The organism is Haliscomenobacter sp. (assembly GCF_041740695.1).
In the GTDB taxonomy this organism is placed as follows: Bacteria; Bacteroidota; Bacteroidia; order Chitinophagales; family Saprospiraceae; genus Haliscomenobacter.
In genome coordinates this window covers 1-14,183 of sequence record NZ_JBGSLK010000101.1, presented here as the reverse complement: position 1 = coordinate 14,183, position 14,183 = coordinate 1, and the positions used below count along the sequence as shown (strand labels likewise).

Genomic DNA, 14,183 nt, shown 5'->3' with positions numbered 1-14,183 from the left:
CTTGTTGTGCTCAGCACAATATCAACCCCATGGCTTATCTAAATGATGTCTTGGGACGTATCCCTGAGCACTCCATTAATCAGATTAATGAATTACTCCCAGATCAGTGGAAGGGGTAGTGCACTTGCCCGGACGGATACGATAAAAGTGCAATCTTTTGATCCGACTTTGTTGTTTTTTGGATTACAGTACTCATTTTAGCTTAATTTGTCCTAAAGATACAAACGAAATAAATGAAACGCATTTTTTGTTTCACTTGTTTCGATTAGGTGCTAATTTTTATTGTATTGAACGTGAGCATGGACGCTGTGGTGACCTGCTTCACCCAATAAATCAGACAATAAAACCTTCGAGGATGCCGAAGTTCTTCTTGTCGCGCAGTATTTTTTTGGCTGCCCAATCGAATCGAATGTGCTTTTTGGCCGTATCTGAAGCTTTGAAACAGAGGTAGTGGGTTTATTGGAGAAGGTCAAACAAATGTTTGGGTTTTTGTGGGGGAGGAATGGGGTTTGGACGCTGTGCTGGCTTTTAGAAGACCTTCAAGTCTTGTAGGTTTCTTGACCACGGTTTTAGCGTCAATTATTTGTTCAGCCGCTGAATAAGTGCCTCAACACCTTGCCTCCAAGCGGGGTACAATTCTTCGTTATCAGTCCATAATTCATTTAGCTCAGAATCATCGCTCAACAACTTTATAGGTATCTATTGGCATTGCGCGTTATATCGTCATTGTGTCTCAATCATAAGGTGCCTTTATGGCCTCAAAGCGCATGTCATTGAAATCGTACAGCATTTTTTCGTCCCTTAGGCCATTGTCATTCAGCTGTCCGGCCCAAATTTGCCCTTTAGATGCCCATACTAATCGCCGCGACCGGTCGATATCTGCCCATTCCCAATCGGGGAAGCGCAGTACTGTTTGGGTAGGGAAGTGTAATAAGGAATATTCGCTCCAGGTAGAAGATTTGCCAGCTTTATTGGGCGCTTCTTGGTTTACCAGCGACCTCAGCATCCAATTGCGTCCAAAAGGTTTTTCGAACACAAAGTGGTTTTTCGCCTCATTGGTGGCGAGCGACCAACCATCCCGCTCCAATCGATCGCAATACACGCCTAGGTCGCCGGTCATAGGGTATTTGGCATGCTGCATCGCCTCCTGTATAGAGACAACCGGCGCTTTAGGGTCGGGTTTTTTCATTACGACCTCCTTCGATTCTCGAAGCGTGTGGAAAAAAAAGCCGCCGTTCACGAAATAGGTTTTGTTATCAAGGAAAAGCCCGCCCCCGAACCAGGTCTCCTCATCGCCGTACAAGGCAATAGCCCTCAGGTACGGTGCACGCGAGATGGCAGTCCAGCACGTAGGCCCTTGATGGGAGCGCCGAGCGTTCATGGCGAAATAGAGAAAGTGTTTCCCGTCTGGCGACAGGTCGGAGCGGTGTTCGTAAATGCGGCCTTTGAGCCATTGGCCCATGGTGAAGGAGTCGGTTTTCCGGTTCCACAATAGGGTGCAAAACTGCTTGGAAGGGCCGCGCCGGATGACGATTCCAACGGGCGCCTGGGTGGCGAGGATTACATGAAGGCGGGGAGGAGGTGGGTTGGTCATATCCTATTCGATTATTTTATTGAGTTAACGTGAGTTCGGGGATTTTTTCCCAAGACTGTCCCAATCTTGCCACCACTAACGTGGTTTAATAATCCCCAAACTCACGTTAAATTATCAACTGACCGCGTAATCACTTCCCGGGCGTGGCGGGGAGAAACTTGTTAACATCTAGCCAGTGAATAAAGGCGTCGAACCAACGATTGCTGGTTCGGTTGGGATTCCCAAGGCCGAAACCGTGGCCGCCGTTTTGGTAAAGGTGAAACTCCACCGGTCGGCCCGCTTTGAACCAGGAATCGATAACGCCGAACTGACTGCGGAAGAGAAAATCGTCAGAAGCGATAACATTGAACATGGGCGGAGCGTTCTTTGGGACCTCTACCGGGCCCATACCGCCATAGATTGGACCGATGAAGGCCAGTTCCATGGTCTTTGAATGAAGCGTTGCGTGCATCGTAAGGCCAGCGCCGGCCGAGAAGCCGATCATGCCGATTCTTTTGGTATCAACACCCCACTCCTTAGCCCGTTTGATGATCATAGCGTAGGCGGCCTCAGCATCCTCGAGCTGGTTGGATAGATCCTGCTGTGGCGGACGCGGCGGTGTTATACCCCGTGCAGTATCTGCAGACGGTGCTGGCGCGGTGCGAGGGCGATTCATCCAGGCCTTAAAGTCTTCGAGAGACTCTGGGGTAGGGATGAGCCGATACTTGAGCACAAAGGCGGCGATTCCCTTCTTAGCGAGTGCCTCTGCGACCTCCCAGCCCTCGTTGCCCATCGAAAGCCACCGGTTGCCACCCCCAGGCGCCACGATCACCGCGGTGCCGTTCGCCTTGCCAGGTTCGGGCAAGAAGGGGGTAAGGGTCGCAGTGGTGATGTTCCGCGCCATCGGGTCGCCCCACTGGCGGAACCAGGTCTCGCGGGCGGGTTGGTCATCAACACCACCAGTGCCGAGCAAAATGGCTTTCGGCTCGGCAGGAGCGTCGAGCGGATAGATTGTACCGTCCTGAGCCATTGCAGGTACCGCCAGGGCAAGCAAGGAGGTAACAATAGCTGTTTTAGCCAAGTGTTTAAGTGTGTAAATCATTTTGAAAATGAATTTGTTTGTTTATTAGTTTTAAAAAAAAATTACTTTGGTGAAGCTGGTGTTGTGGGTTTTGTTTTGAAGCACATTGTGTGGAAGCTGGCGTTGTTTTTATCCAATTTACTTCGGCTATGGTCATGGGTAAATGATCCAAGGGCTAAAATCAAAGATAGGGATATCGCTTGAAGTTTTTGGAAAAGGACATTGTTTTCTAAAGGTATGAATTGCGCTTCTTCGATTTCGGCTATGAAATGCCAGGCTGAGTCGTCTTCAAAATGGCCATGGGCCCAGGCTCCCATGAGGTTTTTTTAGGATTGGTGAGGGGGTAACGTGAGCATGGGCTACGTGGACAGTTTATGGTCTAGCCAATTTGTCTGCTCTATACATACTTTCGAGTAATCCGCTGACTACCAAATTGATCTGATCTCCATTTTTTGCCAACCATTGTCTCATATCTGTATTTTTTATCTCCAATGTTACTACAAACTCCGCTGTTTCTGTCAACTGTTCACCTGCTTCCAATGACTGTTTCAATTTCTTAAAAGAAACAGGTTTGCCCCAGGTCGTGTCGTCAAAATCAGGGTCATATTGAATTTGATCGTCGTCATAGATAACATTGTCATCAGGGACAGTGAAACCGTTCCTTGCCAATAGCAATGCATCCATCATTCGGACCTTTGATGTCTCCAGATCAGAAATAGTCGTTTGCTCTAAGTTCGCGCCAGATTTTAACAGCTCAACAGCAGAATCAACACTAATCTCCTTTTTCATCGTCCCGATTTTGAAACTTGTTGGTAATGTAATCTTGCACCTCTGCTTTTCGCGCTTGCCTTGCCGAAATTACCCTGTAAATTTGCTTTCTCATCGTAAATACAACCGCGATGATAAGTCTGCCGATTGTCTTACCGACCAACAAAATTCTATTCTCGCCATCCTTCTCATGTCCGGGATACGCAACAGCATCATCGTCATCAAAAACCTCTTTGGCTTCATCAAAAGAGATCCCATGCTTTTGCTGATTGGACCTGTTTTTATTCTCGTCCCACTCGAAATTAGGCATAGTTCAAGATCAAATTTAGGTGTTTTTAAGAAAAAAAGTGACATTTTTTATTTTGCGCTCCGTTATTTTTATCTGGCGAGTGCTGATTTTTGGCTTGCTGCCATGCGTTGGCTTTGCGGGCTGGCTTCGGCGGCATGGGCGCTTTGGTGACCTGCTTCACCTAATAACTCAGACAAAAAAACTTCAAGGATGCCGAAGTTCTTCTTGTCGCGTAGAATTTTTTGGCTGCCCAGTCGAATCGAATGTGCTTCTTGGCCATCAGCAATAACTTTTCAACAAAGATAAGATGTTTTAGGTATAAAAAGTGGAAATTTTTTGTGTTGTAATTTGGATTTTAGCGAACTTAAGTACTACCGCAACTAACGACTAAGTAAAACCCGCATTGCGTCTTTTACTTAGTCGTTAGTTGCGTGTATATTTGCTTAGTCTGCATCTCATTTTCTTTCGTCTAAGTGATTCAAACACTTAATAATACGTCTCATCTGCGAATATAGCAAGGGATTGTTAATCCAACAAGCAATCAACCCATTAAATTTTCAAATCATCAATCGGACTTTTGATCCGATTCCAGCCCTTGTGAGTAATGTGCGTATATATTTCGGTGGTCTTGCTACTTTCGTGACCCAAAAGCTCTTGGATATAGCGCAAATCCACCCCTTTTTCCAGCAAATGCGTCGCAAAAGAATGTCGCAGGGTATGTACAGTCGCATCTGGGTTAATCATGGCTTTCATTTTGGCACGAGTGAAAATTTCTTGCACACTTCGTTCACTATATTGCCCTCCAGTTTGACCCTCAAAGAGCCATTCCAGGGGTTGATGGATTTGGATGTACTGCTGTAAGAGTTCCCAGACTTTTTCTGAAAGCAAAGTACAACGATCCTTTTTGCCCTTTCCACCTCGTACAAACAAGCGATTTTGCTCAGGCTGTAATTCAACCAAGCGTAGATTAATGACCTCTCCCAGCCGCAGGCCAGCGGAATAGATAAGCATCAAAATACAACGGTGTTTGAGATTATCGACAGCTCTCAATAAGTAAGTTACCTCTTGTTCGCTGAGTACTTTAGGTAGCTTTTGGGATTTTTTAGGCCGAAACAAGTCCTGAACCTTATCTTCCTGGCGGATGACGGTACCATAAAACATCTTAATCGCACTTAGAATCTGATTCTGATGCGATTCACTGATGTTGCGCTCTTTGATCAGCCCAAACACATAAGCATCGATCTGCCTGCGGGTAATTTGGCTAGGCTTAATGTCATCGTAATGCCGGATGAATTGCCGGAAGCAGTTTTTATAACTCTTGATGGTGCGCCAGCTATAGCGTTTGAGCATCAAGGTTTGTTCGAGTGCAGTAACCGCAGCCTCATATTTTGCAGGTATCGTAGCCTCTTTGTAGGTTTTTGTTTGTGGTTCAACGGCGGGTAATCGCTCAGGAATATTGTCATCCGGAGTAAATACCCAATGCACCATGCCGGACAGGTATTGTTTCAGAAACCTAAGCGTAAGCTGCGTGTAAGGTACTTCCCAGGCAAACCAATCGGCGTTCCAGCGGCGACCATGGATGTTTTTTACAGTTGCGAGCTGTGTTTCTAGCAGTGTTTTGGGCAGATTCAACAGCAGTAAATCATTTTTCTGAGGGTGTTGGTGCAAGGTGATTTTATCTGGCAGGGTTTGTAAAAGCTCAAGGCGTTGGCTCTTTTCTTCGGTTTTACGCGCCAATTCAATGGATATTTCATGGTTTCGATCAATGACGAGTGCTTTGCCGAAAAAAACTTTGCACTGTTGAGCTGTTTCAGGCGTGCGAGGGATGCTCCATACCTTTTCCTCAGGATGCCACCACCATTTATTCAGGCTTTTGATAAATGTGACCCAATCTTTGCGGTCTTTGGGTACTTCCAGGAAAACACGATTGGGAATTTGAGTGGCAAAACGACAAACTACAGACTCCATTGTAAGTTTTTTCTAAAAATACAAATCTTAATTATTTGATAAACAGTTTTTTGATAATTTATTCGATTGAATCGTTTCTTATTTGCTAGAATCGCTTATATTTGTTTTAATCGTTTTAAATCGCTTAACTGATGTATTGATGAAAAAACAATGCTTATCCTGTGGCCAAGAAATACAGGGAAGATCCGATAAACGCTTTTGTTCCGTCGTTTGTAAAAATGCCTACAACAACGATCAGCGGCGTCAAACGAAATTGGTTACTGCTGAGATTGATGCTTTTCTACACCGTAATCGTGAGGTTTTGACCCTATTGATGGGCGATACCAAAAAGGCAACTTTTGATCGCCTGATTTTGCAAAGAGCAGGATTTAAGTTTGAATACCTTACGGGCATTTATTTCAACAAAGAAGGCAAAATGTACCACATCATCTACGACTTTGCCTGGATGGATTTCAGCGACCAAAGTGTATTGGTAGTAAGGAAGAAATAGTACAATCAATGGCCCTCTTTAAATTCGGCAAAAAGCTACCGCTTCCCATTTCCCCACTTTCCAAATCCCCACCTTGCAATTCCCCCCACATCCCCCTATCTTGCTCCTCAAAAATCTTAGATTAGCATGAAACCAAATCAACACTTCCTTTGGCTACTGGCATTGCTATGCTGTATCCTGACCCAAACGAGTTTTGCCCAGGCCGTCTGGACCGAGCCATTTTTCCCACGACCCAACCAACCTGTTACCGTGTATTTCGATGCCGCCCAAGGCACGGGCGGCCTCAAAGATTGTGGCTGCACCGTATACGTACACACGGGAGTGATCACCAATGCCAGTACCTCCACGAGTGACTGGAAAAACGTGTTCACCACCTGGGGGCAGGCCAATGCCGCCTGGGCCATGAGCGCTGTAGCAGGGCGACCCAATGTGTACAAGTACGAAATCAAGCCCAGCATCAATGATCTTTACAAGATTACTGGTGGCGCCATCGTGCAAAAAATGGCCTTTGTATTCCGCAATGCCACGGGCAACCGCGAAGGCAAGGACACCGGGGGCAAAGACTTCTTTCTGGATGTGTACAACCAAAGTGGCCTGCTGACCGCCCTGCTGGCCCCCACCAATCGCAACCAGATCGTGACCGAAGGGACTTCTATCCCCGTCAAAGCCGTAGCCTCCGAAACGGCAACTTTGACTCTGCTGGATAATGGTGTTGAGCTCACGCAAAGCAACGGCGTCGAACTCAGTTACAACCTCCTGGCAGGCCCCCCCGGCAACCACAAGGTGCAATTTATCGCCGCTACCGCCACCGCCCGGGATACCGAAACTTTTAATTACCTCGTACCCATCGTCAAAGCGCCGCAGGATCCGCCCGGAGGCACTCAGTTGGGCATCAATTACTCGGGTGATGATGAAGTTACCCTGGCCTTGTACGCGCCGGGCAAAGTGGGCATCTACGTCATTGGTGACTTCAACGATTGGACCATTTCCACCGAATACCTGCTCAACCGCAGCATCAGCGGACTCATCCATTGGATTGACTTGCCTACCCTCAAAGCGGGTGAAACCTACCGCTTCCAATACGTGGTGGACGGTACCCGCCGCATCGGCGACCCTTACAGTACCCTGGTGCTCGATCCTGACAACGACCGCTTCATCAGCGCCCAAACCTTCCCCAATCTGCCTGCTTACCCTACCGGGAAAACCACGGGTATTGTTTCGGTGATGCAACCCGGGAAAACAGCGTATCCCTGGAAAATCGATAATTTCCAGCGCCCCGAGCGGGAAAAATTGGTGGTCTACGAGTTGCTCCTACGCGACTTTACGGCCCGGCACGATTACCAAAGTTTGATCGATACCCTGAATTATTTTCAGCGTTTGGGCATCAATGCCATCGAGTTGATGCCCGTCAACGAGTTTGAGGGCAATGTTTCCTGGGGCTACAACCCCTCGTACCACATGGCGTTGGACAAATACTACGGCACACCCGAAAAATTCAAAGAATTTGTGGATGCCTGCCATGCGCGCGGCATTGCGGTTATTTTGGATGTGGTGTTCAACCACGCTTTTAGCCAAAGCCCCTTGGCGCAATTGTATTGGGACGATGCCAATTTCCGCCCCGCTGCCGACAATCCCTGGTTGAATGTCAGCGCCAAACACGATTTTAACGTGGGTTACGACTTCAACCACGAAAGCATCGCTACCCGAGACTTTGTCAAAAAAGTCCTCCAGTTTTGGCTCTCCGAATACCGGGTCGACGGTTTCCGTTTCGATTTGTCCAAAGGGTTTACCCAAAAACAAACCCTGGGTAATGTGCCACTTTGGGGCAATTACGATGCGTCGCGGATCGCCATTTGGGGGGATTATGCGGGTTTCATCCGTTCCAATTCCACCGATGCCTACATCATTCTGGAGCATTTTGCCGACAACAACGAAGAAGTTGAATTGGGCATCAATGGCATGATGTTGTGGGGCAATCAAAACAATCAATTCAACGAAGGCACCATGGGTTACTCCAATAGCCTGAGCAACCTGGACTACCGCACCCGTGGCATGACCAACCCCAGTGCCATCAACTACATGGAAAGCCACGATGAAGAGCGATTGATGTACAAAAACCTGCAATTTGGCAATGCGGCGGGTGGCTATTCGGTCAAAAACCTGAGCACCGCCCTCAAACGCCAGGAGATGGCCTCGGTGATTTTTTACAGCGTTCCCGGCCCCAAAATGCTCTGGCAATTTGGTGAGTTGGGCTACGATTATTCAATCAATACCTGTACCAATGGCACCGTCAGTGGCTGTCGCCTCGATCCCAAACCCATCCGCTGGGACTACCTCAATCAGCCGGATCGGAAACGTTTGTTCGACGTGACGCGGAGCATGTTGTACTTGCGCAAAAATTATCCTGTTTTTCACACCAGCGATTTCAGTGCTCAATTGAGTTCAAGTGTAGAAAAACAAATCATCCTGCGCGACCCCAGCCTGAATGTGGTGGTAGCTGCCAATTTTGGGGTCTTGTCGACCAGCTTCAGCGTCAACTTCCCGGCAGCTGGCAAGTACTACAATTATTTTAACCGTGACAGCATCACGGTAAGTGGCACCAGCCAAACGGTTAATTTCCAGCCAGGGCAGTACTTTTTGTGGACGTCCAAATTCCTGCCCGAAGCCCCAGCCCTGATTACCACCAGCACCCGGGCGGAATTGCAGGCGCAATACAAATTGGAGGTATTCCCCAATCCTACTCAGGGTGCCGCACAAATTCGCTTTGAACTGCCCGAGGCTACCCAGGTCAAAGTCCAATTGTTCAACAACTTGGGACAAAATGTAGGCACGGTTCATGAAGGTTACCTGAATGCCGGCAAGCAACAATTGCAGTGGAATAAAGCTTTGAACCCAGGCATTTATTATGTAAGCATGCAGATTGGGCAAGGAGTCCTAACTCAAACCTTGGTGGTACAGTAAGTGAAAAGTGAAAAGTGAAAAGTGAAAAGTGAAAAGGGGCATTTTTACGCTTCAAAATTTATGAGCAGGAAAAAAAGGAAACTTTTGAAAAACAATTGGTGTACTTGGTTTTTACTCTTCACTCTTCACTTTTCACTATTTGACGTACTTGCTTTTCACTTTTCACTTTTCGCTTTTCACTTATTTTTTCTATCTTCGCCCCGAAATCAGCAAACGCTAACCGCATAAAACCATAGCCAACTAGCACATGGTGGGTGATCTAAAGAAAAAAAAAGCAGCTCAAAAAACTGAGGATGCGCAATGGAATCGGGAGGAAGTACTCGAAGATTTCCGCATCTGTTGTGTGAGCCGCGAAGTCAGCCTGATGGCGCGCAAAGAAGTGTTGACCGGAAAAGCCAAATTCGCTGTAACGGGTGATGGCAAGGAGGTTCCACAGGTTGCGATGGCGAAGGCTTTTTTGAAAGGGGATTACCGGGCAGGCTATTACCGCGATCAAACCTGGATGTTTGCGCTCGGAATCGTAAGTTTGGAAGCCTATTTTGCACAGTTGTACGCCGATACCGAAAATGATCCATTTTCTGGCGGGCGACAAATGAACAACCACTTCGCTACCCCCATCGTCGATCCACAAACCGGGGAATGGGCCAATCAGCTCGAACAATACAACGTTTCATCAGATGTTTCCTGTACCGCCGGCCAAATGGCGCGGGCACTGGGTTTTGCATTTGCATCCAAAAAATACCGGGAAAGCAAAGCCCTGTCACAAGGCACACCTTTTTCGGTCAACGGCAATGAAGTTTGTTTTTCCACCATCGGTGATGCGAGTACTTCTGAAGGCATTTTTTGGGAAGTCATCAATGCGGCAGGTGTACTGCAGGTTCCACTGGTTATTTCAGTATGGGACGATGGGTATGGGATTTCTGTACCCGTGGAATACCAAACCACCAAGGGCAGTATTTCGGCGGTTCTGAGTGGTTTTGAACCCGATGAAAACAACGCCGGCGTACGTATTTACACCGAAAAAGCCTGGCGTTATCCCGACCTGGTTGCTTTGTACAAAAGAGTAATTGACGATGCGCGGCAGCAGCACCAGCCTGCCCTGATTCATATCGAAGAAGTTACCCAACCACAAGGGCATTCCACCTCTGGCTCGCATGAGCGCTACAAATCCAAGGAGCGTTTGCAATGGGAACGCGATTTTGACTGCATCCTGCAAATGGAGCAATGGATGATCGCCGAGGGTTTGGCCAGCCCGGATGAAATCCGCCAAATTCGGGATAAGGCCCGCAAAACGGTCAAAGAAGCGCGGGATCGAGCCTGGAAGGCCTATGCATCACCGACCATCCAAACGCGCAAACAAGTAGAGGGCATTTATCAGGAAATGTTGGGCAGTCACCCACAAATCCAAGCTTTGGTTAAGGAAGCCCAAGAGTTGATTACTCCAGTGATCAGCGAGTTGTTGCAAAGTGCCCGCAGGATTGTATACCAAACCATTGGTGAAGATTCCGCTGCGCGGCAAGAGCTGGTTACTTGGATTAAAAAGATCGAAGCGCTGGCGAAACAGCGTTACCATACCCATCTGTACAGTGAAACACCCAACGCGGCCTTAAAAGTGCCGGTGGTTGCGCCCGAATACAGTGAAGATTCTCCAGTGAAAAACGGCTTTGAAATCCTCAACGCCTACTTTGATGCCATCATTGAAAAAGACCCTCGGGTGTATGGCTTTGGCGAAGATGTGGGCAAAATTGGGGATGTCAACCAAGGATTTGCTGGCTTGCAAGCCAAACACGGCGAAGAAAGGGTGTTTGATACTGGGATCCGTGAGTGGTCGATCATGGGCCAGGCGATTGGGATGTCGATGCGCGGCTTGAAGCCCATCGCGGAGATTCAATACCTGGATTACCTGTTGTATGGTTTGGAACCCTTGTCCGACGACGTGGCTTGTTTGCGTTACCGCACCAATGGCATTCAAACCGCCCCGCTCATCGTACGCACCCGGGGCCACCGCCTGGAAGGCATCTGGCACGCGGGTTCCCCCATGGGCATGATGATCAGCTCTTTGCGTGGCATGTGCATCCTGACCCCGCGCAACATGACCCAAGCGGCTGGCATGTACAACACCATGCTACGTTCGGACGAACCCGCCATCATCGTGGAATGCCTGAATGGTTATCGTTTGAAAGAACAATTGCCGGATAACATCGGCACGTTTACCGTTCCGGTTGGCGTACCCGAAACCCTGCATGAAGGCACGGATGTGACCTTGGTGACTTACGGATCCTGCGTACGCGTAGCCCAGGAAGGTATGAAGATGCTGGAAAAAATGGGTATCTCGGTCGAGTTGATCGATGTACAAAGCCTCCTGCCTTTTGACGTGCACCACCACATTGTAGAGTCGCTGAAAAAAACCAATCGGGTGGTCTTCATGGACGAGGATGTACCCGGCGGCGCGAATGCTTACATGATGCGAGAAGTTTTGGAAATACAAGGTGGCTACCAGTTTCTGGACGCCGCACCGTTGACCATCACTGCCAAAGCGCACCGCCCGCCTTATGGTTCGGATGGTGACTACTTCACCAAACCCAACCCGGAAGACGTTTTTGAAACAATTTATAAACTGATGTATGAGGGGGAGCCTGGTCGATTCAAAGGATTTTTAGGGTAATTCCAAGGCGTCGCGAAAGCACACCCACACCTCACACTTCACACCCACACCTCATATGTCCATCACTAAGGATGCAGAACTGCTAGGCATGAAACAAATTAGCGAAGTGGTGGGAGAAACCCTTCGCCTCATGCGTGAATACGCCAAACCGGGCATGAGTGCCCAGGAACTGGACGATTTTGGTGGTCAAATCCTCAATGGTTATGGGGCAAAATCGGCGCCGAAATTGACCTATGGTTTCCCCGGCTGGACTTGTATCAGCATCAACAACGAGATTGCCCACGGCATCCCGAGTGCAGGTAAAATCCTTCAGGAAGGCGACCTGGTCAACATCGATGTATCGGCAGAAATGAATGGCTACTGGTCGGACAATGGCGACTCTTTTGTCCTGGGCCGCGACTTGAACAAACACCAACACCTGGTAGATACCTCCAAACGTATCCTGCAAAAAGCACTCAACAACATCAAAGGGGGGGTGCGCATCGCCGAAATTGGCCGCCTCATCGAAACGGAAGCCAAACGCTCCGGCTACCGCGTGATCAAAAACCTGACTGGGCACGGCATTGGCCGTAGCCTGCACGAGGAGCCACACGATATTGCGAATTATTACGATCGTTTCAATTATACGCGGTTTAAGAAAAATTCAGTGGTGGCCGTGGAGACTTTCATCTCTACCCGCACCCGCTATGCGCACACCATGCCTGATGGCTGGACTTTGGCTTCCAGGGATGGGAGTTTTGTGGCGCAGCACGAGCATACCATTGTAGTGACGGATGGCAAGCCGATTGTGTTGACGGCGGGGAATGGGATTTTTTGAAGAAGGAAGACAAAATCCCGAATGAACCCTAGCTGTAAGAAGTACGTTACCGAAGAGCCACCTCAGTTATACGTCAATAGCGCGAAGTAGTATTGTAAATATCACTTATCCACCGCTGAGTAAATCAACCGCGTAAACGCCCCCTCACTGCCTCCATCCGCAGCCCCTTGCGTCTGCTTCATTAGCACCATGATCAACTTCTCTTTCGGATCAGCCCAGTAGTTGGTATTGAAATAGCCACCCCAACCAAAGCGACCAATGCTGCCATTGCCTTTGTCCTGGCCCTGTTTGGTTTGTACGCCAAAGCCCAGGCTATAATAAGTATCGCCCTTTTCGCCACCCAACAAATCACCGACCTGATTCGACTGGGAGAGCAGGTATACGGTGTAAGGAGCCAAGAAGCGTTTGCCATTAAATACCCCGCCATTGACCAACATTTGCAGGAAAGCAGCATAATCCTTGGCAGTACTCGACAAACCTGCACCGCCCGAAAACCAGGTTTTGGCCCCACTGATCGGGTAGTTTGGATCATAAAATGTCACCGGATAGCGCTCCCATTTCTGGGCACCTTTGCTGGGGCGTTGAACGGGTACCAGGCGATCTTTTTTCGCATCGGGCAAATAGAAGTAGGTATCGTTCATGCCCATGGGGTCGAGCAGGTGGCTGCGCAGGAATTGGTCAAAGGATTGGCCCGACCAAATTTCGATCAGGTAGCCCAGTACATCCAAACCCAGGGCGTAGGTGAACTTTTCTCCCGGGTTGTGCACCAACGGCATTTTGCCCAGTTTTTTAATGTTGTCGGCTACGGTCACCGCTTTGGTGGTGTACAAGTCCACGATGCCGGCCTTGGCGTTGATGGCGCTGAAACGTTCATCGCCCGAAATGACGCCGTAGCTCAAACCCGAAGTATGGTTCATCAGGTGCCGCACGGTGATTTCACTTTTGGCGGGAACGGTGCTGTAGGTGGTATCCTTCCAACTGAAACTTTGCAGCAGTTGTGGGTTTTTGAACTCTGGAATCCACTTCGAAATGGGATCGTCCAGCGAAAATTTGCCTTCCTCGTACAACATCATCGCCGCTGTAGCTGTGATGGCTTTGGACATGGAGGCGATGCGGAAGATGTCATCGGTTTTGAAGGCGCGGCCCGTTTGGACGTCGGCGGTACCAAAGGCTTTGTGATAGACGATCTGTCCGTCGCGCACCACGAGGGCTACCATGCCCGGCAATTGATCGCGGCTGATGAACTCCTGCAAGGTCTTATCGATGCGGCTGAGCCGTTCGCTGGACATGCCTGCGGCTTCTGGCGTTTTGGCTACGCTGAGCTGTTGTGGGCCACTGAGGTGGGAAGTACTGGTTTGTGCGAAACAAAAACTGCTACTGAGCAGCAGTAAAAAAATGTAGATGTAGGTTTTCATGAATCCTGTTTATAGCTTTAAAATTGCAAAAGTGACGACTGTTTAGTTAAGAGAAAGGAGCTCATTTCTGAGGTGGTTCCTTTAGTGCCTTAGGTTTCTTAGGTGGTGAAAAAAGAGCAAGCGGCACATTTTTTCACCACCTAAGAAACCTAAGGC

12 protein-coding genes are annotated in these 14,183 nt (G+C 48.6%); 5 read left to right on the top strand and 7 right to left on the bottom strand.

Going from position 1 to position 14,183, the window contains the following annotated elements:
- On the top strand, positions 1-119 hold a 119-nt coding region (locus ACEW9O_RS20245; protein WP_373551960.1), incomplete at its 5' end, for a transposase domain-containing protein.
- A 614-nt stretch (positions 120-733) separates the two neighbouring features.
- Here ACEW9O_RS20245 and ACEW9O_RS20240 read toward each other — a convergent pair.
- From ACEW9O_RS20240 to ACEW9O_RS20215, 6 genes are all read right to left on the bottom strand, one after another.
- Positions 734-1,594, bottom strand: a complete 861-nt coding sequence (locus tag ACEW9O_RS20240) for a hypothetical protein (protein ID WP_373552017.1) — start codon at positions 1,592-1,594, stop codon at positions 734-736.
- A 130-nt stretch (positions 1,595-1,724) separates the two neighbouring features.
- Positions 1,725-2,675 (bottom strand): alpha/beta hydrolase, encoded by a 951-nt coding sequence (locus ACEW9O_RS20235; protein ID WP_373552016.1) that lies wholly within the window; start codon positions 2,673-2,675, stop codon positions 1,725-1,727.
- A 41-nt stretch (positions 2,676-2,716) separates the two neighbouring features.
- Positions 2,717-2,971, bottom strand: coding sequence for a hypothetical protein (locus ACEW9O_RS20230; protein WP_373552015.1), 255 nt, complete (start codon positions 2,969-2,971; stop codon positions 2,717-2,719).
- Between the two features lie 55 nt (positions 2,972-3,026).
- Entirely contained in the window at positions 3,027-3,443 is a 417-nt protein-coding gene (locus ACEW9O_RS20225) for a hypothetical protein (protein ID WP_373552014.1), read from the bottom strand.
- Positions 3,427-3,732, bottom strand: coding sequence for a BrnT family toxin (locus ACEW9O_RS20220; RefSeq protein ID WP_373552013.1), 306 nt, complete (start codon positions 3,730-3,732; stop codon positions 3,427-3,429). The genes ACEW9O_RS20225 and ACEW9O_RS20220 overlap by 17 nt, the downstream gene beginning before the upstream one ends.
- Positions 3,733-4,260: 528 nt before the next feature.
- On the bottom strand, positions 4,261-5,679 hold the full coding sequence (locus tag ACEW9O_RS20215; protein ID WP_373552012.1) for a tyrosine-type recombinase/integrase: 1,419 nt from the start codon (positions 5,677-5,679) through the stop codon (positions 4,261-4,263).
- 139 nt (positions 5,680-5,818) lie between these two features.
- Between ACEW9O_RS20215 and ACEW9O_RS20210 the strand changes: the two genes are divergently transcribed.
- The 4 genes from ACEW9O_RS20210 (at position 5,819) to map (ending at position 12,612) form a co-directional block, all read left to right on the top strand.
- On the top strand, positions 5,819-6,169 hold the full coding sequence (locus ACEW9O_RS20210) for a hypothetical protein (protein ID WP_373552011.1): 351 nt from the start codon (positions 5,819-5,821) through the stop codon (positions 6,167-6,169).
- Positions 6,170-6,295: 126 nt separating this feature from the next.
- The gene (locus ACEW9O_RS20205; protein WP_373552010.1) at positions 6,296-9,130 is read left to right on the top strand and encodes an alpha-amylase family glycosyl hydrolase; all 2,835 of its coding nucleotides are present in this window, start codon (positions 6,296-6,298) and stop codon (positions 9,128-9,130) included.
- A gap of 247 nt (positions 9,131-9,377) precedes the next feature.
- Positions 9,378-11,795 carry a thiamine pyrophosphate-dependent enzyme gene (locus tag ACEW9O_RS20200; RefSeq protein WP_373552009.1) on the top strand — a complete coding sequence of 806 codons (2,418 nt, stop codon included), beginning with the start codon at positions 9,378-9,380 and terminating at the stop codon, positions 11,793-11,795.
- A 55-nt stretch (positions 11,796-11,850) separates the two neighbouring features.
- Positions 11,851-12,612, top strand: a complete 762-nt coding sequence (gene map, locus ACEW9O_RS20195; RefSeq protein ID WP_373552008.1) for a type I methionyl aminopeptidase — start codon at positions 11,851-11,853, stop codon at positions 12,610-12,612.
- A gap of 101 nt (positions 12,613-12,713) precedes the next feature.
- Here map and ACEW9O_RS20190 read toward each other — a convergent pair whose 3' ends face one another.
- Complete coding sequence (locus ACEW9O_RS20190) at positions 12,714-14,027, bottom strand: serine hydrolase domain-containing protein (RefSeq protein WP_373552007.1); 1,314 nt, start codon at positions 14,025-14,027, stop codon at positions 12,714-12,716.
- Positions 14,028-14,183 lie beyond the last annotated feature (156 nt).

Bases quoted from the DNA above. Each gene is read 5' to 3' on its own strand.
- ACEW9O_RS20210 (WP_373552011.1), top strand. From the start codon at position 5,819: ATGAAAAAACAATGCTTATCCTGTGGCCAAGAAATACAGGGAAGATCC.
- ACEW9O_RS20200 (WP_373552009.1), top strand. From the start codon at position 9,378: ATGGTGGGTGATCTAAAGAAAAAAAAAGCAGCTCAAAAAACTGAGGAT.
- ACEW9O_RS20225 (WP_373552014.1), bottom strand. From the start codon at position 3,443: ATGAAAAAGGAGATTAGTGTTGATTCTGCTGTTGAGCTGTTAAAATCT.
- ACEW9O_RS20240 (WP_373552017.1), bottom strand. From the start codon at position 1,594: ATGACCAACCCACCTCCTCCCCGCCTTCATGTAATCCTCGCCACCCAG.
- ACEW9O_RS20190 (WP_373552007.1), bottom strand. From the start codon at position 14,027: ATGAAAACCTACATCTACATTTTTTTACTGCTGCTCAGTAGCAGTTTT.
- map (WP_373552008.1), top strand. From the start codon at position 11,851: ATGTCCATCACTAAGGATGCAGAACTGCTAGGCATGAAACAAATTAGC.
- ACEW9O_RS20235 (WP_373552016.1), bottom strand. From the start codon at position 2,675: ATGATTTACACACTTAAACACTTGGCTAAAACAGCTATTGTTACCTCC.
- ACEW9O_RS20220 (WP_373552013.1), bottom strand. From the start codon at position 3,732: ATGCCTAATTTCGAGTGGGACGAGAATAAAAACAGGTCCAATCAGCAA.
- ACEW9O_RS20230 (WP_373552015.1), bottom strand. From the start codon at position 2,971: ATGGGAGCCTGGGCCCATGGCCATTTTGAAGACGACTCAGCCTGGCAT.
- ACEW9O_RS20215 (WP_373552012.1), bottom strand. From the start codon at position 5,679: ATGGAGTCTGTAGTTTGTCGTTTTGCCACTCAAATTCCCAATCGTGTT.
- ACEW9O_RS20205 (WP_373552010.1), top strand. From the start codon at position 6,296: ATGAAACCAAATCAACACTTCCTTTGGCTACTGGCATTGCTATGCTGT.